Source organism: Mesorhizobium sp. CA8 (assembly GCF_020164955.1).
In the GTDB taxonomy this organism is placed as follows: Bacteria; Pseudomonadota; Alphaproteobacteria; order Rhizobiales; family Rhizobiaceae; genus Mesorhizobium.
Window position 1 is genome coordinate 67509 of sequence record NZ_JAIUHG010000026.1, and the last position, 24858, is coordinate 92366.

At 59.2% G+C, this 24858-nt stretch carries 23 protein-coding genes and 4 pseudogenes; 19 read left to right on the forward strand and 8 right to left on the reverse strand.

All coding sequences use genetic code 11. The annotated features are described in order from the left end of the window. The first annotated feature begins 77 nt into the window (after positions 1 to 77). The 8 genes and pseudogenes from LB553_RS24300 (at position 78) to LB553_RS24335 (ending at position 9238) form a co-directional block, all read left to right on the forward strand. Entirely contained in the window at positions 78 to 593 is a 516-nt protein-coding gene (locus tag LB553_RS24300; protein ID WP_224516861.1) for a ubiquinone biosynthesis methyltransferase UbiE, read from the forward strand. Between the two features lie 2 nt (positions 594 to 595). Continuing rightward, positions 596 to 1774 (forward strand): class I SAM-dependent methyltransferase, encoded by a 1179-nt coding sequence (locus LB553_RS24305; RefSeq protein WP_224516864.1) that lies wholly within the window; start codon positions 596 to 598, stop codon positions 1772 to 1774. Then, the gene (locus LB553_RS24310; protein WP_224516866.1) at positions 1771 to 4137 is read left to right on the forward strand and encodes a SpoIIE family protein phosphatase; all 2367 of its coding nucleotides are present in this window, start codon (positions 1771 to 1773) and stop codon (positions 4135 to 4137) included. Before LB553_RS24305 ends, LB553_RS24310 begins: the two co-directional genes overlap by 4 nt. A 2-nt stretch (positions 4138 to 4139) precedes the next feature. Further along, positions 4140 to 4700, forward strand: a complete 561-nt coding sequence (locus LB553_RS24315; RefSeq protein WP_224516868.1) for a slr1658 superfamily regulator — start codon at positions 4140 to 4142, stop codon at positions 4698 to 4700. A 17-nt stretch (positions 4701 to 4717) separates the two neighbouring features. Continuing rightward, positions 4718 to 5056 (forward strand): slr1659 superfamily regulator, encoded by a 339-nt coding sequence (locus LB553_RS24320; protein ID WP_224516870.1) that lies wholly within the window; start codon positions 4718 to 4720, stop codon positions 5054 to 5056. A 139-nt stretch (positions 5057 to 5195) separates the two neighbouring features. Beyond that, a pseudogene (locus LB553_RS24325) lies at positions 5196 to 5297 on the forward strand (DUF2274 domain-containing protein); the annotation flags it as partial. A 2536-nt stretch (positions 5298 to 7833) separates the two neighbouring features. Further along, a complete protein-coding gene (locus LB553_RS24330) occupies positions 7834 to 8130 on the forward strand; it encodes a hypothetical protein (protein ID WP_224516872.1) in 297 nt (98 codons plus the stop codon). 805 nt (positions 8131 to 8935) lie between these two features. Next, positions 8936 to 9238: a hypothetical protein gene (locus tag LB553_RS24335; RefSeq protein ID WP_224516875.1), complete on the forward strand. Its 303-nt coding sequence runs from the start codon at positions 8936 to 8938 to the stop codon at positions 9236 to 9238. 357 nt (positions 9239 to 9595) lie between these two features. Here the strand turns inward: LB553_RS24335 and LB553_RS24340 are convergent, their stop codons facing one another. Together LB553_RS24340 and LB553_RS24345 are read right to left on the reverse strand one after the other, a co-directional pair. Continuing rightward, positions 9596 to 9769, reverse strand: a complete 174-nt coding sequence (locus LB553_RS24340) for a hypothetical protein (RefSeq protein ID WP_224516877.1) — start codon at positions 9767 to 9769, stop codon at positions 9596 to 9598. A 637-nt stretch (positions 9770 to 10406) separates the two neighbouring features. Further along, on the reverse strand, positions 10407 to 10574 hold the full coding sequence (locus LB553_RS24345; protein WP_224516879.1) for a hypothetical protein: 168 nt from the start codon (positions 10572 to 10574) through the stop codon (positions 10407 to 10409). A 201-nt stretch (positions 10575 to 10775) separates the two neighbouring features. Here LB553_RS24345 and LB553_RS24350 point away from each other — a divergent pair, with 201 nt between their 5' ends. From LB553_RS24350 to LB553_RS24360, 3 genes are all read left to right on the forward strand, one after another. Further along, a complete protein-coding gene (locus LB553_RS24350) occupies positions 10776 to 11078 on the forward strand; it encodes a hypothetical protein (protein ID WP_224516880.1) in 303 nt (100 codons plus the stop codon). Positions 11079 to 11223: 145 nt separating this feature from the next. Continuing rightward, positions 11224 to 12447 (forward strand): Fic family protein, encoded by a 1224-nt coding sequence (locus tag LB553_RS24355; RefSeq protein WP_318011525.1) that lies wholly within the window; start codon positions 11224 to 11226, stop codon positions 12445 to 12447. 386 nt (positions 12448 to 12833) lie between these two features. Next, positions 12834 to 15992: a CheR family methyltransferase gene (locus LB553_RS24360; RefSeq protein ID WP_224516882.1), complete on the forward strand. Its 3159-nt coding sequence runs from the start codon at positions 12834 to 12836 to the stop codon at positions 15990 to 15992. A gap of 17 nt (positions 15993 to 16009) precedes the next feature. On the opposite strand, the gene LB553_RS24365 is transcribed toward LB553_RS24360, so the two are convergent. Beyond that, positions 16010 to 16423, reverse strand: coding sequence for a response regulator (locus LB553_RS24365; protein WP_224516884.1), 414 nt, complete (start codon positions 16421 to 16423; stop codon positions 16010 to 16012). A gap of 462 nt (positions 16424 to 16885) precedes the next feature. Further along, positions 16886 to 17351, reverse strand: a pseudogene (locus LB553_RS30835) (DnaJ domain-containing protein); the annotation flags it as partial. Positions 17352 to 17522: 171 nt separating this feature from the next. On the opposite strand from LB553_RS30835, the gene LB553_RS24370 reads away from it, so the two are divergent. Beyond that, positions 17523 to 17894 (forward strand): hypothetical protein, encoded by a 372-nt coding sequence (locus LB553_RS24370; protein ID WP_224516885.1) that lies wholly within the window; start codon positions 17523 to 17525, stop codon positions 17892 to 17894. A 687-nt stretch (positions 17895 to 18581) separates the two neighbouring features. On the opposite strand, the gene LB553_RS30840 is transcribed toward LB553_RS24370, so the two are convergent. Continuing rightward, on the reverse strand, positions 18582 to 18716 hold the full coding sequence (locus LB553_RS30840; RefSeq protein WP_412033376.1) for a hypothetical protein: 135 nt from the start codon (positions 18714 to 18716) through the stop codon (positions 18582 to 18584). A gap of 886 nt (positions 18717 to 19602) precedes the next feature. Here LB553_RS30840 and LB553_RS30845 point away from each other — a divergent pair. Further along, positions 19603 to 19755 (forward strand): excalibur calcium-binding domain-containing protein, encoded by a 153-nt coding sequence (locus LB553_RS30845; protein ID WP_224516926.1) that lies wholly within the window; start codon positions 19603 to 19605, stop codon positions 19753 to 19755. A gap of 14 nt (positions 19756 to 19769) precedes the next feature. On the opposite strand, the gene LB553_RS24385 is transcribed toward LB553_RS30845, so the two are convergent. Beyond that, positions 19770 to 20213 (reverse strand): hypothetical protein, encoded by a 444-nt coding sequence (locus LB553_RS24385; RefSeq protein ID WP_224516889.1) that lies wholly within the window; start codon positions 20211 to 20213, stop codon positions 19770 to 19772. A gap of 200 nt (positions 20214 to 20413) precedes the next feature. Between LB553_RS24385 and LB553_RS30725 the strand changes: the two are divergent. From LB553_RS30725 to LB553_RS24405, 6 genes and pseudogenes are all read left to right on the forward strand, one after another. Further along, a pseudogene (locus tag LB553_RS30725) lies at positions 20414 to 20473 on the forward strand (hypothetical protein); the annotation flags it as partial. Positions 20474 to 20582: 109 nt separating this feature from the next. Next, positions 20583 to 20675 (forward strand): annotated as a pseudogene (locus LB553_RS30730) (hypothetical protein); the annotation flags it as partial. Between the two features lie 262 nt (positions 20676 to 20937). After that, a complete protein-coding gene (locus LB553_RS30605; protein WP_263484210.1) occupies positions 20938 to 21063 on the forward strand; it encodes a hypothetical protein in 126 nt (41 codons plus the stop codon). Between the two features lie 91 nt (positions 21064 to 21154). Next, positions 21155 to 21370 (forward strand): hypothetical protein, encoded by a 216-nt coding sequence (locus tag LB553_RS24395; RefSeq protein WP_224516891.1) that lies wholly within the window; start codon positions 21155 to 21157, stop codon positions 21368 to 21370. 625 nt (positions 21371 to 21995) lie between these two features. Continuing rightward, the gene (locus LB553_RS24400; protein ID WP_224516893.1) at positions 21996 to 22211 is read left to right on the forward strand and encodes a hypothetical protein; all 216 of its coding nucleotides are present in this window, start codon (positions 21996 to 21998) and stop codon (positions 22209 to 22211) included. Between the two features lie 639 nt (positions 22212 to 22850). Beyond that, positions 22851 to 23102, forward strand: a complete 252-nt coding sequence (locus LB553_RS24405) for a hypothetical protein (RefSeq protein ID WP_224516895.1) — start codon at positions 22851 to 22853, stop codon at positions 23100 to 23102. Positions 23103 to 23539: 437 nt separating this feature from the next. On the opposite strand, the gene LB553_RS24410 is transcribed toward LB553_RS24405, so the two are convergent. After that, positions 23540 to 23896 (reverse strand): DUF6894 family protein, encoded by a 357-nt coding sequence (locus LB553_RS24410; RefSeq protein ID WP_224516897.1) that lies wholly within the window; start codon positions 23894 to 23896, stop codon positions 23540 to 23542. A gap of 558 nt (positions 23897 to 24454) precedes the next feature. Next, on the reverse strand, positions 24455 to 24709 hold the full coding sequence (locus LB553_RS24415; RefSeq protein WP_224516899.1) for a hypothetical protein: 255 nt from the start codon (positions 24707 to 24709) through the stop codon (positions 24455 to 24457). Positions 24710 to 24858 lie beyond the last annotated feature (149 nt).

The window sequence follows — 24858 nt, forward strand, 5'->3', positions numbered from 1 at the left end:
CAAGGGCGCAGTGAAACTTCGTCCCCTGGGCCATCGCCCACTAGGGCGCAACCTGCATGGAAGAAGGGAGGATGCCGATGGGAGCTGCACATCACGACGTGGCTGGCGAGCCGACTTTTGAGCCGATGATCCAGATCGACATAGAAATGAAGGCTTTTATCTCAGCGTGGAGGCACTGCGACTATGTCTCGACTTACATGGCCCGCATGATCAGCCAAAACAGGTCGGATTCGGTCCGATACTCAAACCTCTTTTCTTCCGCCTTTAACGAATTGCTGGAAGTCGCCTTTCGTACGCGTCATGGCGACGGCGAACTGGAATGCCGAGTGTCTCGCCATGGCGCGACGGATAGGATTGAGCTGACATTTCCTTGCGTGCCGGAGGAGCGCCAGTTCTACGAGGAAGCCGCAGCGCAAGTCATAGGATCCGACGCCAAGGAGAGATACCTTAACTCGGTTTCGGGGGATCTCGCGCCCAGCCGAGAAATCGTGCTCCTGGAACTGGCCATCGACTACAACGCGACGATCAGAGTAGAAGAAGCCGGCAACGATGCGATCAAGCTTGTCGTAGATCTTCCACTTGAGGGCCAATAGAGTTGAGCCCTTACGACCTTCTTCCCCGTTTCAAGGCGCGCTATGACGCGAACAATCAGGAATTTTCCATATCGGGAGTAGTCCGGCCCCAGGCGATTGATGAGCTTGGACCCAGCATAGCCTTGCTTCGTGATGCGATCGGCGGCGTGCGCGGTGTTCTCTACATCAATATCAGGCGCCTGACGCAGATGAACAACGCCGCATTTCACGCCCTTTCGAGGATCATCATTGACGCCTGCCGCGCTCGACCCGATCTCAAATTCGTCGTCGTCACTTCGAGCGTCGTTGGATGGACGTCAAGAAAATTCGGTCGCTTGAGCAGGATCGAACCGAACATAGAGGTCAAGGAGTACGACAGCGAATTCTATCCGGGGCAAGGCTTCCTTGAAGAAGGCGGGTTCGTTCCAATCCTGCGCACGCAGACAAAGATGACTTGGCGCCACGAGCGCACTATCTTGCAGCGACACGGCATGCGGCCCGGAATCGTTATGGCCGACATCTGTTGCGGGATCGGCGATTTCGCCGTGCTTGTGCAGAAGGAGTTCCAGCCATCGCGGCTCGTGGCCCTCGACCACTCCATGTCAAGCCTCGATTATGCTCGACGCGTGATGCGGGAGTTCGATATCCGCGGCATCGAATATACCTATGGCGACGCGTCCGAAATGCTGCTCGATGAAGCGCAGTTTGACTTGGTCACCTGCCGACATTCCCTTCAAATCTTCAATCGGCCAGAACTTATCCTCAAGGAATTATATCGCATATGCAAACCAGGCGGGCGGGTCTACATCACCAACGAGAAGAATTCGCATTGCCTTGGCGAGCCGCGCGCCGAAAGCATTAATTGGACCTACAACGAGGTGGCGAAGTTGTTCGGGCATTTCGAGATGGACGTCGAGCTTGGGCCCAAGAGCCGGCGCTACCTGGTCGAAGCAGGGTTCGAAGATATACGAATCGAGAGCTTCATGGTCACAAATCTGGACGGCGATCCGCAGGACTTCGCGGATGTCATTGCAGCCTGGGCAAATGTCTATGCGGGCGAGATGGCGGCCAGACGCGGTGACGACCCGGAATTCGTTGCGCGATTCCGACAGGGCTTCCAGGACCACATTTTTGCGGCGCTCCACCCCAAGGGTTACGCCGGTTGGCCGATCTGGGTTGCCTCGGGGCGAAGACCGCAATGAAAGCCGACAATGAGCATGCACCGCGCTTTGGCCTGCGTTCCTTTCGAGCGAAATTCGTACTGGTCGTCGGCGGCGCGGTGTTGTTCGACCTCCTGATGAGCGGTGGTCTGGCGCTTTGGAATGTTCAAAAGCTGTCGCGTGATGCGACATCGGAAGTCGGCGAAGGCCTGACTACCGCAAGCCAGGAATACATTCGTTCCTATGCCGAATCGACGGCGCTGAGCGTCAACCTGTTGCTCGATCGGGTTCATGGCGACGTCAACGCGCTCGCCGGCGTGATGCAGGCCCAAATCGACGAGCCGAGAAAGCGGCAACAGGTCGGGGCAACGCTCGCGCAGGCAGCGCCCGGCTCCGTGCAGGTCGTCTACGATGCAAAGGGTGATTGGGCGCAGAATCTGACGGGTTCGCCTTCCGTGGTAAGCGTCTGGGGCTACCTGCTGGGCGCCGACCACATGCCACTGCCGAGCGTACAGCAAGAAATAGAAGACAGTACCGTGATCGACCTCGTCGCGCCGGCTCTGATGGCCAGCGGATCGCCTAAACTTCAAATGTACTATATCGGTCCAAAAGAACGCCCGATCTTCAGGACGGTACCGTATACGGACCAGGCACAGACCTTCGACCGGCTTTATCCCGGTCACAACAAGTCTGAGTTCTGGGAGTTTTTCTTTCCGGGGATCTACGGGTCGTGGCAGCAATGGGCGAGAGACCCAGCGTCACGTCCGGCCCCCGAGGACATCACTCAGACGGCGCCCTACACCGACGCTATCACTGGAAAGCTGATCGTCAGCTTTTTCAACCCCTTATGGACGCGCGACCGCACCGGTATCGCCGGAATAGCGGGTGCAGACATCACTCTCGATCAACTCGCGGAAGTCGTCGAGCGTGTGAAGATCGCTGAAACCGGTTTTGGCTTCCTCACGATGTCAACCGGGAACGTGGCGGCGATCAATCCGTCCGGCGAGAGGATCATCGGTCTGACTAAATCGAATGATGCGGGCAAACAGGGGGTCACCGGCCTCGAGAGAACCCTAAGGGCAAGCACGCAGTCGGCCATCGCGTCGCTGCCACTCGACCGGAACAATGATGGCGTCATTCAGCACATCATGCTCGACAACAATGGCGAACGCGTACCCTACATTGTTGTCCTCAAGAGATTGAAGCCGATCAATTTGTGGAGTTCGGGACCGATCAGGGCCGAAACGATGTCAGTCGGCATCGTCGTTCCCGAACGGGAGATCTACGCATCCCTATTTGCCGCGCAGAAGAGTATTTCTCGCGCAACCAATCGTATCCTGCTCTTTCAGATCGCCGCGATCATCGTATCGCTTCTGATTGTTTTTGCGGCCGTGCTCGGAATCTCCAAGCGGATTACCGCTGGCCTGAGAGCACTTGCCAGTGCCGCCCAGCGGCTCCAGTCCAAAGATTACTCAGTGCGCGTGAGCATACCAACGCGCGACGAGGTTGGGGCGGCCGGGATCGCCTTCAATCGGATGGCTGAGCAGATCAGCTTTCACACGGAAAACCTCGAGCAACTCGTCGATGAACGAACCAGAGAACTCGGCGACGCAAATCAGGAGATATCCGCACTTAACGAGAAGCTGCGGGACGAGAACGTCCGGCTCGGCGCGGAGCTCGCGGTTGCCAGGCAGATCCAGATGATGGTCCTGCCAAAACCATTGGAACTCGAAGCGATTCCTGGGCTGGAGATCGCGGCCTATATGCGCCCGGCCGACGAGGTTGGCGGCGACTATTACGATGTCCTGCAGAACGGGTCACGGGTCAAGATCGGCATTGGCGATGTGACCGGCCATGGTCTCGAAAGCGGTGTGCTGATGCTGATGGTCCAATCCGTCGCGCGCGCGCTGCAGGAGACCGATGAACAGAATCCACATCGGTTTTTGGATCGGCTGAATAGAGCGATCTATAAGAATATCGAGCGGACGAACACCGGCAAGCATCTCTCGTTGGCCTTCCTTGACTTCGAGGATGAGCGCGTAACGCTATCCGGCCAGCATGAGGACGTGCTCGTCGTCCGGGCGGGTGGGGAACTCGAGCGTATCGATACGATTGATCTGGGCCTCCCGGTTGGTCTGGAGAACGATATCTCGCAGTTCATTGCGACGCATGACATCCAGTTCGGGAGCGGCGACGTAATCGTATTGCACACCGACGGTGTAACCGAGGCGGAAGACGAGAACCGCAGACTGTTTGGGTTCGAGCGCCTCTGCAAGAGCGCGCAAAAACGTTACGGCAGGAGCGCAGAGGAAATCAAAAGCGGGATCATTGAGGATCTGATGACCCATATCGGGATCCAGAAGATCCACGACGACATCACCCTCGTGATCATAAGGCACACATAGGAATGACAACGCTGTTCGGTACCCCTGACATTGCAATCGGGATGAAAGAGAGTGTCAGTCGCCTGCGGCTGTTCGACGGACCTCTCGACTTGAGTTGGCGTCATTGCGCCACGACATCGGATTTCATCGCCGAACTTTTCGCGTCGCGCTTTCAGTCGTCCCGCAATGACTACATGGAGGTGCGCCACAGCATCGGATATCTGGTCAACGAGCTCACCGAAAATGCCGTGAAATTTCGCGCACCGGGAGAAATCGTGATTGAGGCTTCGATGGATTCAGATTCGTTCAAGCTCAAAGTGTCGAACGACGTCGACGGTGAAAACGCGGCTCAGTTCCAAAGCCTCCTGGCGGACATCACGGTTGGCGACCCCGCAGACCTGCTGATACAGCGAATTGAATCGAATGCCGCAAACCCCGACGTGGGAGGCTCCGGGCTCGGATTGCTGACGTTGATGAGCGACTACGGCGCACGCCTTGCCTGGATATTCAGCTCTGCCGACGAAAGCGACCGCATTTGCCTGGAGACGTATGCCTCCATTCCGATATCGCAAACTGATAACTAGATGAAACGAAACAGACAATGGAAATCAAGACGGACGACTACCGCGTGTGGATCGAAGGAAGCGATATTTTTTTCGACGGCGTAATGCGGCTTGCTAGTTCCGAGGCCGGCTCACCGATTATGGCCTTAGCCAAAAGTGTTCTCGCCTCAAATCCTTCTTCCATTACACTCAATCTAAAGGACCTGCACTTTCTCAACTCGTCCGGCATCAACCTGCTGGCTAAATTTACGATCGAGGTGCGCAAGCACCCCGACGTTCGACTCGTCGTGCGTGGAACGCCCGATATACCCTGGCAATCGAAATCGCTGCCGAACCTGAAGAAGCTGCATCCCGCTCTGGTGCTTTTGATGAACTGACACCATCCGGTAAAGCCGCTCCCGACTCTTAACCTCCACGCCTTTGCCCGGAGTTCGGAGACCACGTCGTCGCAGACAACCTCGTGACAGGATCCGGCGCGTTGGAGGTAGCAGAGCATGCACGGTCGGGAATGTGGCCGGGCGGCCATCTGCCGATCCATCGCGCTTGATCGCGCCGATGCTTGAACGATTCATCGCAACGGACCGCGGCTTTGCGAAGGCAAAGAAGGAGGAGGCTTAAACCGAGCTTCCTATGCCCGACCTGTCGAATGCGATGGGATCGAGAGTGCGCCTCGGGAGGCCATCCAAGGTTAATTGATCTGACGAGAGAACTGCTTGAGGATCTCGACGGGCAGCAAGGATTGAGCCCTGCAATGTCAATGCCGGTGCGTTCTCTGATTTCATTGAGAAATCGGCCCCAAATGAACGTGAACAGAGCAAAAACATTCGAACATATCTGTGCCGTGTCTGTGCCAAGCGGGCTCAAGGGTGACGTAACGGAAACGAAGGGCGACTATTTCCGTCTACCATGGAAATATGCTACGGCTTTCGACACAGGCGCCAGCCCGACCAGGTCGTATGTCAGGCTGAATTTCAGTTCTCGACGCCTAACCGGAAGTTCGATCTCCCGTCACTTGCGATGTGATGCACCGCCTCGATCCAGCCCGAGCTGAACGGACGTCATGCACGGCGCGCCCGGACGCTCAGCCACCAATCGTCGGGCCTACCCATACATCGACGTATCTCGCTGACCATCCAGCCAGCGTCTGTCAGTTCGGACCGCAGGGCGGACTCGCGCCAGTATGTCTCGACGTAGCGCCGTGGCGCTGCAGCGGTGCCGCCTATCGAGACATCCTCGCCATCGCCGTCTCTGACCGAGACATGCAGTCGGCCGCCGGTCCTGGTCGGTGGCGAAAGGAGATTTTCTGTACGGTTTATGTGAGGTTGGTCCCGATCTTCCCTTTAAGCGCGGTCTGTCCGCCAAAGAGAACATCAGGGCAACATGTCTGAGCGGATTGGCGTACACGATGGCCTCGGAAGCGGTGGCAAGCGAACGGATCGAGGACCAGCGCGCAAGCGGTTTTGTCGAGTGCTGGGATGCGACCGCCGCTGCGTCCATGTCAATTAAACAGGCTATAAAGACCGACAGGGGCAATCGCCAGAAAGGATCGCTGGCTGGCAACAGCTTGCTCGCCCACCGCCGGGGGCGCAAGCCCTCGGCTATTTCACCACCTCTGCGGGGCGCACCTTGAAGGATTTGGATCATCCCATCCCAACCTACATCGTCGCGATCGGCGCTGGATGATGGCCGCACTGGCCGCGGCTGCTTTACTATTATCAGTTCGCTAAGTCGCGGCTTGGAAGGCTCTACCGTTGTAGGACGGGAACGCTGGCATCGGCCTTGCACAGCAGAGATTGCCGGTTTGGTCCCCGGCAGCTCGTCGGGCTTGAGGCTGTAGTTGGGGGCCTCGCCCGGCGAGTTTTAGCGAAACAGGTGGAAAGGCATAGAAACTTGTATAAATTCATGAATGCTAATTTAGCTTCCTGTTTGCCGACTCACCGCACCGAGTCGGCTAGGCCCGGCGGTTCAACCCAACGCAAACCCCAACGCGGAACTGTCGGGCCGCTCTATTCGGAAGGCGTCCAGCTCTTGCGCTGCTCCGGCGTTAGAGCGTGATTAGTGAACTGGACGTTCCGGTCCTCCCGGCCGGCGGCTCGGCATCGTGGCAGTAGATCTCTTTGATCAAGCCCCAGTGCATGCAGGAGTGATCCGGGCCAAGCCGTTTGACCAGTTCGGCGACGTCGAGCAGCGCAGTCCGCCTGCATGTGAGGCAATAGACCGACAGGCCGGTGCCGGCCGCCAACTTCTTGCCAAGCGTATCTTCAACGAACGGGTATTTGTTCGACGTTGGCGATCCTCGTGACCGGGGTCGCCGCACCATCGGAATATATTCCTCTGCACCGACTGATCGGCAAGAGTGCAGGCACAAAAACCCGCTGTGGAAAAACCACAGCGGGTTTCAGTGACAGCCTCTAGCGGACCGCCGAGCCGTTGACGATCGAGAGGACGACCACGGCCGTAACCGCGGACAGCCGGTCGCGCTTATAGCCAACACGCCGTGGGAAGCAGCGACGATCGGAACCAAGAAAGAGGTTCAGGCGCGCAGAGATGAACGGCTATGGGTGCGCGTCACCGAGGAAAGCAACCGCGCGGTATATAGCTACGCGGTCAAATAGACCCGTGGATAATAGCCGCCTGTTCACCATGTCGAGGCATCCTAATTGAAGCTGGCCCCAACGCATCTAATTTCTCCGTGCGTCGTTTGAGACGCGTCCCCGCCCAAAACTGGCGGCCGATGTTTTGATGTGCGGACCCGAATCCACATATGCGTCGGTCGCAGTCGTTTTCGAAGCGATCAGTGCGATGACGTCTAAGCCAGCTACAGGAATGGTTGTTGTGCCACCGCGGATGTGCGCGGTCACGCCCAAGCTTGTTGAAGATCTGACCGAGGATCTTCGGCAGCTCTGCCCGCCTACCCGTTCCAAGTCGTGCCCGACTACGTAGGCCGGCAGAGCACGAATTCTTCGTGGTGCCGGATGGCGAGGTGCCGGATGAAGCGCTCGAAGCGCTTCAGGCTGTTCTGGCTCGATACAGCGATAACAGCGCGGTGCGTTAGGCCTCTGGTGCCGTTTGCCTCACGACGCCCTGAGGGCTTGCATGCTCGCCGATTGAGGGCCACCTGTACCTGATCACAGCGCGCAAAATTGTCACAGGAATGGATGAATCCGCATGGTCCATGCCGCATTTAACAGATGTCAATGCCAATTGTTCCTGGCTAGAAGAACCGATGCGGCGAACGGTTAACGAGGGGCTCAGGGCGATGAAGATGCGACACAACGGTTCTGCCACCCCGGAACAGCTTGCGATACTTGCAGCCGCGCTCAAAGAGCTTGGAGCCGATCTGCCGCTGGCCAGTCCCGAACGGGAGATGCTGGCGGCGCAGATCATGACGCTGTTTGAGAACGGCATCGAGTCGCTGGACGAGATCAAGACGGCACTCTCAAAACGATAAAAAGGCCGCCGACCGAAGCCGACGGGCAGTGATTGGAGTAGCTTAGTGTGCGCAAACTGGCAACGAGCGCGGCAGGCTACTTCGGGAACAGCGGAAAGCCACGGTTTGTTCCTCCGATAGCTATATCCGGCCCGTCAGTTGCAATGCGCGTGAGACGAACGTCGTATCCGTCAACTCATAAGTCCTTCAGTACGCAACCTTTTCTGGAGACGGCCACTGGGGAGTGCTGGCGAGCATAGTGCCTTCGTCGCCAGTTTATGGATGCCCACCATTGCCTGCGATGATGGTGGGCATCCATCGCCAAAGGTGCCGGATTGCCGATTCCTCAACAGCTTAACGACGGATACATCACTTTTGAGTGCCCACGGTGCGAACGCCCGATCGTTCGAAAAGGCACATCGTTAAGACCATATCCTCATTCAAATGTCCGTTGTGCAACGCGGCGCTGCGGCTTGGATACCCGAGAAGCTGCACCTCTTCGAGAAGCACAAGCATCTGATAGCGAGCACAGCAAACCGATGATGCAAAAAGCCCGCCGGCCGGAGCCAGCGGGCGAAGGTGGTTGGTCTCGGACCCGCCAGGACCGAGAACTTGATCACATGCCACATGACACGAGGCGACGCTCTAACATATGTTGCGGCACGGGCTGCCTACGGCGCACTTCGTCGATCTCTCGCTTCATGTCCTGGATATCGACGGTGCCACGGATGGCCGAGTTTGGTTGACTCGGGCTCCGGGCAAAGCGTACGTCGCGGTTCGCTCCCCGCGTCCAGGGCGCGCTTTTCACCAACAAAGGTACCCAAAAATGGACGGCAAATATACCAATGCTCGTGAACACTTCTTCGGTGCAATCCGCGAGCTAGCAGCCTCCGCAGACAGCATTCAGGCGAGGCTGATTGAAGCGAGCGCAAACATCCTGAATGTTACGATTGACGAATTCAACGGCGACCCCGAACTCAAGATCAAATTTGCAAAGTTGCTGGACATTTTGGCGACCGATCAGGATGATTTGGAGAAGGTCGCCGTAGTGAACGCGGCGCACATGACCGACTTCGAAGCGGCGAAAGTCGCCGATTTGATTTGCGATTTCTATTACGAGATCACCTAGGTTCGGTGCGTGCGTAGCCGCCCCGCAGCACGCGCCAGATATCAGACCAATAGCCGTGATCAGCGAGGCCAGAGCCGCAGCCGCCATTCCAGTTACCCCCGAGGGGCACCCAGCCCCATGAGTTTCCATCGCGTTACTTCGGGCGGTAACTGCCTTCACCCCGGTCATGTCATCATTTGGTTTGCTGACAGCGGGTGCAACTAACGCGTCCAGCCGATAAATGCGGCTAGGGTAGGGAAATCTTGCTTGGCCCGATTCTTCCGGGCGCCTAGCCGCACCAGCCTCAACAGCGCGGATGGCAGCTTTGGCTTCCTTGGGCGTCAGCCTGCAAAAAGCCCGCCGAAGCGGGCTGTCTTTCTAGGCCGTGCTGTTATCTGCCGGCAGGGCCGGCGGAGTAAAAGCGTTGATCGCCGTCATAGCCTCAGGCCCTGAGATATGCCCTTGAGCCACCTTGCCGTTGAGGTACTGCGGCATGTCAAACGTCGTCTCGTCCTTGGCGCCTTCTGCTATCGATGAAACCGGGGAAACCATCAAAAGTTATATCCATGCAGGGGCGCTGCGTTAGCCTCTGCTTCAGCCGACTCGCCCCCCTACTGAGTCGGCTAGGCCCGCCGGTTCAACCCAACGCGCCCCAACGCGGAGCTGACGGGCCGCTACCGCGCCAAGCCCTTACGCTGTTCAACGCATGTGAACTAGAGGTTCCGGTCCTCCCGGCCGGCGGCTCGCCACTCACTGCAATAGAGGATCAAACCCGAGTGCATGCAGGGTTTTCAAGAAACGGGAATTCTTTGCCGATGGCGATCTCCAAAGAGGTCGCCCCATCCGAGGTGCGAATAAGAGCCCCCGGCGCGCTTGCCTTACGCGATCACACCATGTCGACCGCAGATGTTTTAGCTAAGCTGCATGTGCGGCGGACCACGGTTCGCCAGGCCGGCGCACGCTCAGGCAATCTCCCCAGAGGCGCCGGCCACCCTTAGCCCGTCGCTAGGTGTGGGGGCACACCAGCGACGGGCTATCGGCGAACATTAGCAGTCGCTTGACGAGGCCGGTTGCAGCGCCAGACTCATCCCTATGACGAAGGACAGCATCAAGTCGGCGACATGGTTGCGATCACAGCAACGATCCGCAAGCGCGTCACAGAGGACCGGGTTAGCGTGCTGATCCCTTCCTAACACCAGCCGCATTCGATCGTAGACACATCGCCGAACATCAGCAGCGGCAGAAGATCGAGCTTACCGGCGAAGTCCTGCGCGTCGATGATGACACTGTGACAGTCGGCGGCAAGGATCTCGGCATCACGGTCAAGCGCAGTGCCGTGCGGCTCGTCACCAGTCACGCGGCGCCGAAGCGCAAGAAATAGGAACAGAAAGCCCGCCGCTAATCGACCAAAGCGGCGGGCTACTTGGAGGGACTTAAGGGCGAGCGGCCCGGAGGGACGAATGAGCCGCTCAACCGTGCAAACTCGCCGATTTCAAAACGGTTCCGGACTTGCAGGGAACATTTTAGCTAAAGTGAATGTTTGTTCATCATGGAGACGATGGACATCACCGAGTGCCGCGCTGCGCTGCGCCTGATCCGGGCGACGATCGAGGAGCATTGCCCACCCGGCGTGCTGATGAGCGAAGAGCAGGTGAACGGGCGCTATGGGCCATCGCTGCTCGACGAAGCTGAGGCATTGTCGGTAGCGATTGTCGCTACGGTCGAGCGGCTCTCATTTGACGGCGTGCCGAAGCCGCCGGCGCCGAGCCGACGGAAATCGGATATCTTATGGGAAAGCAGTTTCATACCGAAATTTCAGGCACTCATAGCAGCATTGGGAGAGACGCGGGGCGGCCAATAGCCGATTCTTCCGGTTTGAGTCGCCAAAATTTGCCAGGCAACGTCCTGTGGACGAAGCCGTTTCCAGCGGCTCTCGCTAAGAACGATTTCTTGACTAACGGTCATTGTTAGTAAAGAGATTGTATCTAGCGGATTAGGCAAGGAACATGGCCGTGCCTTGCGCGGTCGGATCGTTTCTTCATGTAGGTTACGTGATGCCAACGCGTAAGACGGGTCGATATGAAAGCGTAATTGTCGGCGGGGAGAAGGTCGATGCCTTTGTTCCCTTCGACCTGCCGCCCGCGCGACCGGCGCTGGTCATCGACGACAAGCTCGAACATCGTCTTGGCGAAGCCGAGCAGGCGCTCGTTCGGCTCGATCTCGCAGGCGAGATGGTGCCCTCACTCGATTGGTTCATCTATGCCTTCGTTCGCAAGGAAGCGGTGATTTCCTCACAGATCGAAGGCACCCAGGCATCGCTGGTCGACCTCCTCGCCTTCGAGGCCGAGGAACATCCTGCAGCCAATGCGGACATCGAGGAGGTCACGAACTATCTCGACGCTCTGGCCTATGCGCGTGGCCAACTGGCAGCGAAGCGTGGCCTTCCACTTTCGATGCGGCTACTGAACGAGGCTCACAAGCGGCTGATGCATGGCGTGCGGGGCTCGAACAAGCAGCCAGGGGAGGTTCGCCGCAGCCAAAATTGGATCGGAGGAAGTCGGCCGGGGAACGGGACCTATGTGCCGCCGGTGCCGGACCAACTTCCTCGGTTGCTCAGCGAGCTTGAGAAATACATTCACGTCGATGACAAATTGCCGGCGCTGGTGCGTGCGGGGCTGTTGCATGTGCAATTCGAAACGATCCATCCATATCTCGACGGCAACGGTCGCATCGGACGATTGTTGATTGCGCTTCTGCTGGAGCATTGGAAACTGCTGAAAGCTCCGCTTCTCTATCTCAGCCTATTCTTCAAGCTTCACCGCGAGGAATATTATCGGCGGCTCAACCGTGTGCGGCTGGAAGGGGATTGGGAGGGCTGGACAGACTTCTTTCTGGATGGGGTTGCTACGATTGCCGATGAAGCAGTCGCCTCGGCGCGCGAGTTGTTCAATCTTGTCAGCACGGACCGAGCCCGGCTGTTGAGTGCAGACTCCGCTTCCGTCTCGGCATTAAGGCTATTCGAGCAACTTCCCCGACATCCGATCGTGACGGTCGTGTCCGCCATGAAGATGATTGATGCCAGTAAGCCAACGGCAACCCGCGCGATCGAAGCGCTGGCTGAAGCTGGCATTCTCGTCGAAACGACCGGTAAGAAGCGTGACCGCAGCTTTGCCTACCGAGCCTATATGGAGCGTCTGCGGATAGGGACGGATTTGCCTGATCGCAAATGACACGAACGGATCAGGACTGGCGACATTGGAGCTCACATTGCGTAACTTTGCAGCTTGCATTGCGGCAACCATCAATTACTTCGATGCGCCAGAAGCGGACGTTTGCGCCACCCTGATCAGAGGATGTCCGCTTCCCGCCTTCATGTGGGTCGCTAAACGTTTAGCATTTCCGAAACCTGCCGTTCGTGAGCCCCGCCTCCACGTCACATCGTCCTTTGCCCAGCCCGCCCGCGGGGCGCCTGTTTCCCGGTCCCGGAGAGAACCTCGCTGCGGAAACCCCGGCCGCGCGCGAGGTGCTGGCCGACAGCCGCTGTGGGGCCGGGGGGGTCGCGGCCGAACGGAAACTTCTATAGGGTGGAAACGACGCCACCAAGGACGCCAAGAACATGGCAGGGCCACCCCCCAACGACGGCGATAGACCTGCCGACGATAACGCTGAAGCGAAAGCGACGAACAACACGCCGCCCATCGTGGGCATCGGGTCATCGGCCGGAGGCGTGGCCGCTCTGCAGAAGCTTGTCAGCAACATACCGGCGGACAGCGGCATCGTCTGGGTGCTCATCCAGCACATGGCGCCGGATCGGCCGAGCGAACTCGCGAGCATTCTTGCGCGCAAGGCAGAGTTACCAGTGGAGGAGGTTACGCACGACACGCGCGTCGAGGCTAACAAGATCTATCTGATCGCGCCGGGGCAAGTGATGACGATCCGTGGGGGCGTGCTGCGCCCCGCGCAGGACGGCGACCCGCTCGCGCGGCGCACCAGCATCGACGCCTTCCTTGTCTCGCTCGCTGAGGATCAGGGGGAGCATAGCGGCTGCGCGCTTCTGTCAGGGGCGGGCACTGACGGGACTCTCGGCCTCAAGGCGGTCAAGGGGGCGGGCGGGCTGACGCTGACCCAGACGCTTCACACGGCCGAATACGACAGCATGCTGCTGAGCGCCACGCGCACAGGCCTCGTCGACCGCGAGGCCGACGTCGCCGACATGCCCGGGCTCTTCACCGACTTTCTCGTACGGCGGAAGCCCATCACGCGCGATGTGGAGGTCGAAGATGGCGAGAGGCGCGAGATCTGTGATGTGCTTCGCCGCGCCACCGGTCACGATTTCACCGACTACAAGTCGAGCACGATCGACCGGCGCATCCGCCGGCGAATGCAGATGCAGGGCATCGACGCGCTGTCCGCGTATGTCGACCTGATGCGCGACGACCGGCGGGAGCCCGAGCGCCTGTTCCGCGATCTGCTGATCGGCGTCACCCAATTCTTCCGCGATACCGACTGGTTCGCGGCGCTGGCCGCGAAGGTACTCGGCCCGATGATGGAGGAAAAGACCGAGGACGACGAGGTGCGCGTCTGGGTTCCGGGTTGCGCCACTGGCGAGGAGGCCTACAGCTTGGCGATCCTGTTTCAGGAGGCCCGGGCGCGAATGGAGGGCCCGCCGGAGGTGAAAATCTTCGGCACCGATATCGACGAGGCGGCCCTGCATTTCGCCCGTATCGGCCGCTATCCGCACAGCATCGCCGCCGATGTCAACGGGGAGCGGCTGGAGCGGTTCTTCGAAAAGGAGGATGGCCGCTACACGATCCGTCCGCAACTGCGCGAGATGTGCCTGTTCGCCCAGCACAACCTGCTGCGCGACCCACCGTTCTCGCGCATTGACCTGCTCTCGTGCCGGAATGTGCTGATCTACATGAACCCGGGACTGCAGAAGCGGCTGATGCCGGTGTTCCATTACGCGCTCCGGCCCGGTGGCTTCCTGTTCCTCGGCCCCGCCGAGAACGCGGGGCACGACAAGCTCTTCGGTGAGTTCGACCGGAAGCACCGTATCTTCCGCCGGCTGGGCGAGACCGCGCGGCTGCCCGAGTTTCCTATCGCCGGCGGCGACGGCAAGAACCGTCAGCAGATGCAACGGCAGGACGCCGCCACGAAACCTGACGTCACCGATCCGGCATTCCGTACTGCGCAAAAACTACTTGAGCGCTACACGCCGGCCTATGTCATCGTCGATTGCGACTTCGATATCCTCGATGCTTCGACGGGCACCGGGGCCTTCCTCGAACTGCCGCGCGGCCGGCCGAAGGCAAATCTCGCCGCGATGGCGCGCACCGAACTGGCCGTGGACATCAAGGCGGCCGTCGCGAAGGTGCTGACCACGGGCGAGCGGCTCGTGCGCGACGATCTGATCGTGGGCCATGACGAAGAGCGCCGCTACCTTACCCTGATCGTGGAGCCCCTGACCGGGGCCGACGCGAGCGAATGCCGTTGTCTCGTCGTCTTTCAGGTAGGAGCCGCCGCGATGGCGGAGAACACCGAGCGGGCAAGGCAGCGAGGCGGCGACGAGGAACTCGTACGCGCGCTGGAGCTGGAGCTTCAGACGACGAAGGAACGGCTGCAAAGCACGCTGGAGGAGTTGGAGACCTCGAACGAGGAACTTCGCGCCTCGAACGAGGAACTCTCGTCGGTAAACGAAGAACTGCAGTCCTCCAACGAGGAACTGGAAACCTCGAAGGAGGAACTGCAGTCGATCAACGAGGAGCTTCGCACGGTCAACAATGAGCTTTCGACGCGGGTCGAGGAGCTGAGCCGCGCCAACAGCGACCTGAAGAACCTTTTCTCCAACACCCGCATAGCGATGCTCTTTCTCGATGCCGAGTTCCGCATCCGCAATTTCACGCCACCGGCCAAGCCGCTCTTCCGGCTGCGCGACCACGACATGGGGCGACCGCTGGACGAACTCGCCGGCCACGTCGACTTAGGATCCCTGAAGCAGCAAGTGGCCGAAGTCATCCGCAGCGGGGAGCAGATCGAGAAGGAGGTCGAGGCGCGAAGCGGTGAGCCCCAGACGCTGATCATGCGCATGCTGCCCTATCGCGACGAGAACGACGTGGTTCAGGGTGCCGTTCTCACATTCATCGACATCACCGAGCGCAAGCGGTCTGAAGAGCGGCTTTCCGACATGGTGTCCGAGCTGAACCATCGGGTGAAGAACAACTTGGCCAGTGTGCAGTCCATGATCCGTCAGGCGGCCAAACAGACAGAGACGAAGGACGAGCTACTCAAGGTGCTCACGGGCCAGCTACACGCAACGGCCGCGTCGCACGACATCCTCTCGCGCGGCGACTGGAAGGGCGCCAGGCTGCGTGACCTCGTCGGCGCCATCTTGTCCCCCTTCGTCGGCGAGGGGCTCGACGGGCTGAGCATCCAAGGACCCGAGGTCCACCTGAAGCCGCAGGTCGTGGTCGGGCTCGGGCTGATCCTGCACGAGCTCGCCACGAACGCGTCGAAGTACGGCGCGTGGTCCACCGGGACGGGACGGGTTTCGTTGAACTGGACTCGGGTCACGACCGACGGCGACGAACTGAGCATGGAATGGGCGGAAAGCGGCGGCCCGCCCGTTGCGCCGCCCGAGAGCAAGGGTTTCGGCCTCAATTTTATCTCCCGGTCCACCCAGCACGAACTTCGTGGCACCTGCAAGCATGAGTTTCCCCCGGCTGGCTACCACGGCGTCATAGTCGCGCCTGCGAAGGCCATCTTGATGGATCAATGAAAATCGCTGAGGCCGTCTCATCGCCGCATGAGACCGAGCGCGTCGAGTGCAGCAAAGAGAGCGCCCTCCGTCAGCGGCTTGTGCAGAACCTGGCACTCTTTGAAGCGCTCGGGCACTTCCACCATCGAATAACCGGTCGCGAGGACGAAGGGAACGCCATGCTCGTGAAGCAGATCGGCGACCGGCCAGACGCGCTCACCGCCGAGGTTCACGTCGAGGACCGCGCCGTCGAGATCGTTCTGCCGCACCGCCAACAGCCCTGCCTCGACATTGGAGACTGGCCCGACAGGCACGCAGCCGCACTCGCCGACCATGTACTCGACATCCATTGCGATGAAGACGTCGTCCTCGATCACGAGGATTCGTGGCTTTCGGTTTTCAATTGAACCCACGTCCCCGTTGTCCTCAAAGAACACTAACCGCTTCGCCACGAGAAAGTTCCGAATTTCCTGTGGCCAGCCGTCGCTTCCGAGAACTGCTGCTGGCGACATCGAAAACCGACCGGCAGCAGTCTAGGGCCAATTTGGTCTGCACATAGCTTTCGAGGTAGATGATTCAGCAGGTTCGATGGCTTCAGCCGGAGAACGTTGGACCCCGGTTCCGGCTCCTTCGCCTGAGAACCCGCAAGCTTGGAGCTAGGCAATAAGCCAGGTCCGCTTTCTCTACACCGCCGCTAAGACGAGACCGTCTGGAGCCGGCCCCAGAGCGGTGACCCGCACCGTTTCTCCTTCGGCCAATCAAGGCCGAGGAGAACTCAAATGGGCCATATCTGCAGTTCACGAATCTTGCGATGACGCCAGAGCAGCGCAAGGGCTGGACGCCTTGCCCGTGACCAGATTACTTGGCCCCGAGGCTCTCCAGCATCTCGTAGCGATAGGCCTGCTGTCGTGCCGCTCTGAATAGGCGCGATCAATGCCGTTTATGGTAATGGCAAATGTCCCGTTCTCAGTCCTGGCGATGAACCCTTTTGCCTTGAGATACCCAAGGTGGAACTCGAGGTGCTCGCGTTGGCAACTGGATAAGCGTTCTAACTGTTGGTCTCCGATGCCGGGATTGTTGACGTCTTGCCGGCGCCTCTCGCAGAGCAGTGGGAGTACTCTGGCCTGGACGATCGCATCCTTCTCGACAACGAGGGGATCGCTGGATTCCTGAGCCATCTCACGGTTATGGGTCAGATATTCCCTATGTAGAACATCATACTGCGCGCGAGCGGCAGGATCTTTGAGCGTGTTGTGCGCTTCGATCAGGTGCTAAAACGCCGCTCGTCGCCAGTCTCCTGGTTGTCTGGGTGATAGCGTTTGCGTAGTAGCGGAATATCCGCTCAATCGTTTCTGGCGTCGCCCTCGGGCTCATTTCCATCAGATCGTAATAATCGACAAATGCGGATATCGTGGCGCTTCCCCAAGCCACCACCCCCGCTATTAAAACATGCATATTCACAGCACAAGCAAGTTGGCTGGCGCTGTATTCCACCGAATAGGTCAATCGGCCGCCTTATCTATAAGCTGATACTTATGCATCATTCGCTGCATGCGCGACGAAAATTTAAATCGAGCGGCCCGGCAAGGGTTGGACGCCCTGGCAGCGCGGCCGCGGCGATCTCGACATCGACAAAATCTGGTGGGCGGCCAGGCGTCTGATTTCTTGAAGCTCAACTCGTCCGCCTGGTTCGATGGCAGCGAGCTCGTCGCGATCGAGCACTGGTCATTCCGCGGCGAGAAGTGGTGCATGAAGAACAAGCCGGCCGACTGGCAACCTTTGCCCGATGTCTACAGGCTCGAGCGGGAGCGTGAGGCCCAGGAATTCCTCGATCGGCGCCGTGTTTCCTCCCGGCAGCGGATGCTTGCCCAAATTCAGGCCACAGGGAAGCGCCAGAGCGCGCCGGACGCTTCGGCGGTGTAAGACAGCGGCGGCGGGAAACGCGCGCTGGAGGGGCTGGCCGGAATCGATCAATGCTTGTTCGGCTTCGGCGTGATCTCCTCGATCGGCATCTTGCCACCCTTTGCAGGCAGGGCGTTCGCGTCTGAACAAGCAGGGTTTGACGATTCACACGGAAGGGTCTGTCGCCCACGCCGCCATAACGTTCCACAAGTTTCGCGAATCCTTAGGCGAAGGCGAAGAGAAGCGCCAGAACAATCACCATTCGGGCTGCCATACAGAATTATAGCAGGCCCTCGCGCCGCATTTGACCAGCTACAGGTAGAATGGAGCACCCTAGCCGCCACCATCCTGCCCACCTTTCCGCAGCCTGACGCAACCGGCGCTATTCTAAATCTTGTCGCTTCCGAATTGACGAAATGGGATCATCGACGCGACCCACTGAACTGATCGGTGCGTGTGGTCGAACTGATCGAGCGTCGAGCCGATTGCTGTAAATCCGCCTTAGCAAGTCGCGGGCAGTCTTGGCGCGCTCCCATGTGCGGCCGACGAGTTTGCATCCTCCCAAGGTCGCGGGCTCATCGGTAACGTCGTCCCAGACAGTCCATGTGCCAGACGGCTCGGGATGACAGCGAAATCTAGGTTGGCGATCTTCCATGGCCTCAAAACGGCCGGCAATCCTATTTAGTTCGATCGAATATGCGAAGGTGGTTAACCGCCGCGCCGCGTCTGCTTCAACCTCACCCCGGCGCCGCCGCCATTCTCGGGGATGAACTCGACGCCGGCGATCTCCAATGTCTGGCACACCGCTGCGACATTGTTTGTCAGGCCTGCGGCAGGTTCCATTTGGCTCGCTTCCATCCTGCGAAGGGTGGCCACCGAAATTGAGGCCGCCGCCGCAAGGTCGCTTTGAGCCACGGCGAGTAGCGCTCGCCCCGCCGATATCATGACGGTCGCAAACCAGTCGAGGCCGCACACAAGGCTTTTATGACTTGGGCCCGCAAGATTGGCGTGATCGAGGACGTGCCCACAGCACCGGCGTGGATGACTGGGCCAAAGATCAGCAACGCAGACCTCTTGTCAGGGGTGCGAAAGGGCTCTTCGTCAGACGCAGCTTGCGACTAAACCTTCCGGAGCGAAACGCCGCGTCTATGGGACCTCCGCCCCGCCCCTCTTGCCATCCGATATATGAAGCAACGGACGCCGCGCGCTCCGGCCGGCCGCGGCATGAATGCTGGCGACCTTGTGCACGGTGGCTGATGGCATGGCCTGCTGAAGCGATAGGCCGAGCTCGCGAATGCGCGTGTCCCGATACGATCGTACGACCGCCGCCGACAGGTCGCGTGACGTCGCAGCCAACATGTCTGCCAGTGCGGATATATCCCCGGCTTGCGCGCGCTCGACCAGGCGATCGCGCAGTCGGCGGGCGATGATCGGACCAAATATCGCCACCATCAGCCGGCGTGCTCTGACACGGGGCAGGTTGTCCCTATGCAACGATGGGGCGGAACCCGCATGGCTCTCGAGCGCAGAATTAGTTGCCGCCAGCCATGACCACATTGAGCATTCAAACAGCCAATGGTTTTGCGAACGTTTTTGCCCGGAGCGGTGTCGGCGCCCAAGGGCTGCAGCGAAACACCTCCCCCCGGTGGGGCTGCTGTGACCACGGCGCGCGTCGCACGCCGACGGTGCGGCTCCGGCCAGCCAGCCGCTCGGCATTATCAGCCACAAGCTGGTCGCGCAAAGCGGCTATTCATGTGAACCGCGGCGATACTGCGCGCAGATCGGGTCGTGCGAAGAAGCCCAATGGTATCTGCACAACTGTTCGTGGGGCCAGAGGCTGGATCGGGACGGTGACGGTAAGGTCTGCGAGACGCTGTGCTAAATTTCGCAGTCCACTTACAGACCGGCCATTTTGACATCTTTAACGAAGTCAACCCCGTAGTGGTCGACGAAGTCTTTGACTTTCTGTCGAATGGCCTCAAGCGAAAAGCCGGACCGCCAGCTAGCCGGATCCTGGACGATCTGGTCTTTCCAGAAATCGAAGTCGTGATCGATCGCAGCCTGGTCGTTTGATGCACTCATATCTATGACCAGAACCAACTTATCGGGCTTGCCGCGCGAGGAAGCGGGCGACCAGCCGATGAGAAAAGGGCCTTCCCGCTCGAATTTCAAGTGCTGTTTGGTGGCGTAGTACATAGCAGTAGATGCCGCATCCAAGACGTAGTCCTTTAGAAACCAGTCGCAGTTGTTAGCCTCGGCGTCGCCACCCTCTTCAAGCATCTCAAATTCGCTGGCGTTGCCATCGTCACCCTGGCCGAGGGTGAGATCAGCGAGCTGCATGTCGGCCTCAAGGGCACGATGAACGCCTTGTTCCTCAAGGACCTTGCCCCTTAAGACCCATCGCGGCCTGCGGGGTAGGGTGGAGAAGGGCAAGGTCGGGGGCGGGCTGTGCTACGGCTACCGGGTGGAGAAGAAACTGGGATGCCGCAGGCGAGCCCGTTCGCGGCGACCGCGCGATCGTGCCGGAGGAAGCGGCCATCGTGCGCCGCATCTTCCGCGAATTCGCCGCCGGCAAGAGCCCGAAGGCAATCGCCGTCGACCTCAACAAGGAGGACATTCCTGGTCCGCTCGGCCGACACTGGGGCGACACCATTGTGCGGGCATGTGATCCGGGGAACCGGCGTCATCAACAACGAGCTCTACGCCGGCGTGCTGATTTGGAACCGCCTGCACTACGTCAAGGATCCTGCGACGGGCAAGCGCGTGTCGCGGGCCAATCCGCCAGCCAAATGGATCCGCGCCGAGGTGCCGCATCTCAGGATCGTCGAGGACGATTTGTGGCAGGCCGTGAAGGAGAGGCAGAAATCCATTGCCAGCCAGTTCGAGGCGGTGGCGATCGCAACGCGCAAGGCCCGGGCGAGGAGGCTGCACACAATGAAGCGGCCGGTCTCCCTGCTTTCGGGGTTGCTTACCTGCGGCTGCAGCGGCGGGCGCTACGGACTGTTCACACGCGACCGCTATGCCTGTCTCAACCACCGGCGCCGCGGCATTTGCGACAAACATCATGGCCGCGATCGCGGATGGCCTGTACCAACCTTCGATGAAAGCGAGAATGGAAGACCTGGAGAGGCAGAAGGCGGAGATCACCGCCCGTCTGGCAGTGGCGCCGCGTGTGCTCATTTTTTCATAAGTGGGAGCCGCATATTAGGTTCCGCTGATCTTAGTTGGACCTTGAACCTTCTCTTTCGGGGAGCGTTGCCATTGGATTCAGGAGGTTTTCGATGGCGCGCTTTCAAATCGACGAGATCTATGGCGAACGCATCGTTGCAACGACATCTGTAGCACCTGATGCGCTCAGCGCCGCAGAGACCCTGACGGGAAAGGCGATCTCCACCAAGGCCTTGCAAGAGCACTGGGTTCGCGTTGTCGACGAATACGAAGGCATCGTCCACGACTTCAGCATTGCAGAGGAGCCGCCAAAGGATTTTGTCAAATGATGAACTGCTTCGGCGCAAGCCCGGCTCGCAGATCGAGGGTGACACAGGATTATGCGAGCCGGGCCTAGCCGCCTACACCTATTCCGGGGGGAAGTGGTTTCGAACTCGGCGGTAAGTAAAAGTTGTTCGATAATCGCTCGTGCTGCAATGAGGACTGAGGTCCCATTATCCTACCTGCTATGGTCCATTCGGAGCTCGCGAATGCGCCTGTCCCGATCCGATCGTACGACCGTCGCCGAAGGTCGCAGCCCTCTGCCAGTGCGGATATATCGCAGCTTGCGCGCACTGGACCAGGCGATCGCCCAGTCGGCGGGCGATGATCGGACCAAATACCGCCACCATCAGCCGGCGTGCTCCGACACGGGGCAGGTTGCCCCTATGCAACGATGGAGCGGAACCCGCATGGCTCTCGAGCGCAGAATTAGTTGCCGCGAGCCATGACCACACTGAGCGATCCAAACGATCAATGTGGTTTTGCGACCATTTTTTGCCCGGAGCGGTGTCGGTGCCCAAGGGCTGCAGCCAAACACCTTCCCCCGGTGGGGCTGCTGTGACCACGGCTGCGCCCGACCGTCGCAGGAACAAAACGCCCTGGCGCCGATTGGTTTTTGACGGAGGAAACGGGATGACGGTCGAACTTGTAGTTCTCGAAATGGCGGCTGCCCGGCAGCACGCAAAGCGCGCTGACCAGTCGCTGAAGCAAGCGACGGCTATGCTCGACGGTAACCATGGTATCGCTGTGAGCATTGCGCTGTGCTGCCGCATCCGAAACGGGCAAGCGCGCGCGAAGGCGGCCAAGCGTCGCCTGCTGAAGATCGCCCCACCAACAACCGCGCACTGACGAGCAACAACACTCATGCAGATAAGAGTATCGTTAGTCCCCTGATATCGACGCAATGCGCCCGCTACCGCGCCATGGGTGATCTTGAAGGCGGTGAAGGAAATCACCGGGAAGGATGCAGAGTTCATCCGCTGGTTGGGGGCGGGTTCGCGTTAGCGGCCGGCACGTGGGGTCTCCCCTTGGGCGACATGTCGGTTCTCGTCGTTGAAGACGAGCCCTTGATACTGCTGGACCTAGAGACGGCGCTGCGGAGGCGGGGTTGACGTTGTGTCGGCCAGCAATGCAACGGAGGCGTTGGCGACCTTTGACGCCGGCTCCGAAAAGATCAGAGTATTGCTTACGGACATTCGGCTTGGTGAAGGCAAAACGGATGGGATATCGCCCGCCACGTCCGCGACGTGACCCCTGTTCTCCCGGTGATCTATGTAAGCGGGGACAGCGCAGTCCGCTGGCCGTCCGAAGGCGTTCCGAACAGCATCATGATAACCAAGCCGTTCGTGATGGCTCAGGTCATTACCGCCTTATCAACCTTGCTTAATCAGGTTCAACCCATACCTGAAGCCAAGGACTAATTCGCCTTGGGTCTGTTAAATATATAATCGCTGGGTGAGTCACACTGTCGCGGCAAAGGAGGCGGTGTTGCTGACGTATTTCGTTGTTCAGAGTTTCAATTTTACGCCCAAGGGAGCGATCACCGCCGGAGAGGCGGTGGAAGTACAGGATGTCGAGCATGCCTTGCGACTGGCAGAAAAACTGGCGGGATGTTCGGCCGGCGTCGTCGCATTCAGCCGCACTGGCGATCCTGCAAGCGGCGAGTTCGAGGATGCTGTCATCCTCTACGCCAACGGGATCGTTCCAGCGCTTGAAATGGAAATGGCGATAGCTTCCTGAACCCTGGATTTAGCGTTAGCTACGGCCGGTTTGCGCTGATGCTGGACATAGAGGTCGGATTTGACGCTGCAAGAATTTCCACTTCGTCTGCACAAGACGTGGGGCTAGGATTGGGCCTCAAATTTGGCGCCCAAAAACCGTTGTCGCGGGCGTCCTCGAGCCTATATGCGTGGCCCTATGGATCACAGAAAAACGACCATTGAGCGCGCATTTGACCTGGCCAGGTCCGGGGAATACGCAAGTTTCGGAGATGTGCGTACAAAGCTTAAGAGCGAAGGGTACGAGATACGGCAATTGGAGGGGATGTCCCTTCGGAAACAAATCAACCAACTCATAAAAAATGCGAGGGAAGTACCAGCAGGACCTAGAGCTTTCCCTCATTAGGCGCTGGATCGTTCAGGGAGCCCTGCGCGCTGCACATAGCGCGGAGCGCATATTTACTTGTTGCGGCGAAGCCGTTCGACTTCGCCCTCAGCCACCGAAAAGAGACTGTCGAGCCCGTCCATTTCCAACGCAAACCCGTCCTCTGAAAACTCTCGGCGTAGCTCACCAAGTTGGGTTTTGGTGCGGGAGAGTGCTGCCTCCCAGCGGTCCTCACCGGGCTGGCGCTCGCCGCCCACATCTTCGACCATCCAGGCCGAGGCGAGCTTGAGGGATGCTCTGAAGATGTAGCGCCCGGCATCGTCGCGCACCTTTACAAACAACGTCCGCGCAGTGCCATTGGGCAGTTCCTCACGGGCGATGTCCGGCAATACGTCGACCGCCTGCTGCTCACCTCTGCCAAGGAGGAACATTCAACACCCGAGTCGTCTCTCATCAACTCGCTTCCATCGTAAATATCGAAAAAGAACAACGGCATACACGGACACTCTGAGATGTTCTCCAGGTCTCCCAGCCCAACTTCTCACCCAAATAAACGTTCCCGCGCGCGCTCTAGAAGGCCGCTGCTTGCGAACAACCTCAAATGTGAATGCGAACCACTCCTGGAACGCCTAAAGACCGTGCGTCGTCCGGTTTGTCATGGCGCACGGACGATGGGAGAGCGAATAGCACTCTCGTCCAATCGTGAGGCGCTGAGATGCACACCCAAATCCTCGAATCGGCCGACCTCGAAATGCTCACGCGCATTCTGCACCACCTATAAAAGCAGGAGGGGCATCGACTGGACTCGGACGATGCGCAGAACGTCGCCGCCAAACTGGTCTATCTCTTCCAGAGCGGGATGGTGAATGAGTTTGACCTCATGGAGACCATGGAAGCCCCGTCGCGCGAAAACCTACGCCGCTTTGGCTGAACAAGCCGCGCGTCAGATGGCAAATCAACTGCGTGGTGGCGGATCGCAAGCTGCTAGGTCACGCAGACGACCGTGAAAGCCGCTTTCTGTTCGCCCTAATCTTCCCGCCGTAGTAACTTGCGAGCTTGTCTGCTGATGCGCCCATAGCGAGCATCACAGTTGCGCGGCCGGCAGCCTCGATTTTTTCACTGATCATCAAGTTAGCTTCGCGTTCAGCCGCTTTGCCGCCGCTGGCAATTCGCATACTTCGAAGCCAGATCACTTGCTGCGCCTCCAGAATGGAAAGAGAGAGATCGACCCATGGGTTGAACATTGAGCGCTCCTGATCGGCATGAGAGAACGGCAATTTCGCTGGTCGGTTCCGCCGAAGGCAGGTCGAAAACTTCTCTCTGGGAGCGAGTTCAAAGAAGAAGCCGAACGCGTTCTGCTGCGCACGGCACGGGCGGACTCCTTTCTCAGTTG

What these genes read in the sequence shown, in the direction of transcription:
- LB553_RS24300 (WP_224516861.1), top strand. Translation starts at nt 78, where the DNA reads ATGGGAGCTGCACATCACGACGTGGCTGGCGAGCCGACTTTTGAGCCG.
- LB553_RS24310 (WP_224516866.1), top strand. Translation starts at nt 1,771, where the DNA reads ATGAAAGCCGACAATGAGCATGCACCGCGCTTTGGCCTGCGTTCCTTT.
- LB553_RS24315 (WP_224516868.1), top strand. Translation starts at nt 4,140, where the DNA reads ATGACAACGCTGTTCGGTACCCCTGACATTGCAATCGGGATGAAAGAG.
- LB553_RS24320 (WP_224516870.1), top strand. Translation starts at nt 4,718, where the DNA reads ATGGAAATCAAGACGGACGACTACCGCGTGTGGATCGAAGGAAGCGAT.
- LB553_RS24330 (WP_224516872.1), top strand. Translation starts at nt 7,834, where the DNA reads ATGGATGAATCCGCATGGTCCATGCCGCATTTAACAGATGTCAATGCC.
- LB553_RS24335 (WP_224516875.1), top strand. Translation starts at nt 8,936, where the DNA reads ATGGACGGCAAATATACCAATGCTCGTGAACACTTCTTCGGTGCAATC.
- LB553_RS24340 (WP_224516877.1), bottom strand. Translation starts at nt 9,769, where the DNA reads ATGGTTTCCCCGGTTTCATCGATAGCAGAAGGCGCCAAGGACGAGACG.
- LB553_RS24350 (WP_224516880.1), top strand. Translation starts at nt 10,776, where the DNA reads ATGGACATCACCGAGTGCCGCGCTGCGCTGCGCCTGATCCGGGCGACG.
- LB553_RS24355 (WP_318011525.1), top strand. Translation starts at nt 11,224, where the DNA reads ATGGCCGTGCCTTGCGCGGTCGGATCGTTTCTTCATGTAGGTTACGTG.
- LB553_RS24360 (WP_224516882.1), top strand. Translation starts at nt 12,834, where the DNA reads ATGGCAGGGCCACCCCCCAACGACGGCGATAGACCTGCCGACGATAAC.
- LB553_RS24370 (WP_224516885.1), top strand. Translation starts at nt 17,523, where the DNA reads ATGCGCGACGAAAATTTAAATCGAGCGGCCCGGCAAGGGTTGGACGCC.
- LB553_RS30840 (WP_412033376.1), bottom strand. Translation starts at nt 18,716, where the DNA reads ATGGAACCTGCCGCAGGCCTGACAAACAATGTCGCAGCGGTGTGCCAG.
- LB553_RS24385 (WP_224516889.1), bottom strand. Translation starts at nt 20,213, where the DNA reads ATGCAGCTCGCTGATCTCACCCTCGGCCAGGGTGACGATGGCAACGCC.
- LB553_RS30605 (WP_263484210.1), top strand. Translation starts at nt 20,938, where the DNA reads ATGGCCGCGATCGCGGATGGCCTGTACCAACCTTCGATGAAAGCGAGA.
- LB553_RS24395 (WP_224516891.1), top strand. Translation starts at nt 21,155, where the DNA reads ATGGCGCGCTTTCAAATCGACGAGATCTATGGCGAACGCATCGTTGCA.
- LB553_RS24400 (WP_224516893.1), top strand. Translation starts at nt 21,996, where the DNA reads ATGACGGTCGAACTTGTAGTTCTCGAAATGGCGGCTGCCCGGCAGCAC.
- LB553_RS24410 (WP_224516897.1), bottom strand. Translation starts at nt 23,896, where the DNA reads ATGTTCCTCCTTGGCAGAGGTGAGCAGCAGGCGGTCGACGTATTGCCG.
- LB553_RS24415 (WP_224516899.1), bottom strand. Translation starts at nt 24,709, where the DNA reads ATGTTCAACCCATGGGTCGATCTCTCTCTTTCCATTCTGGAGGCGCAG.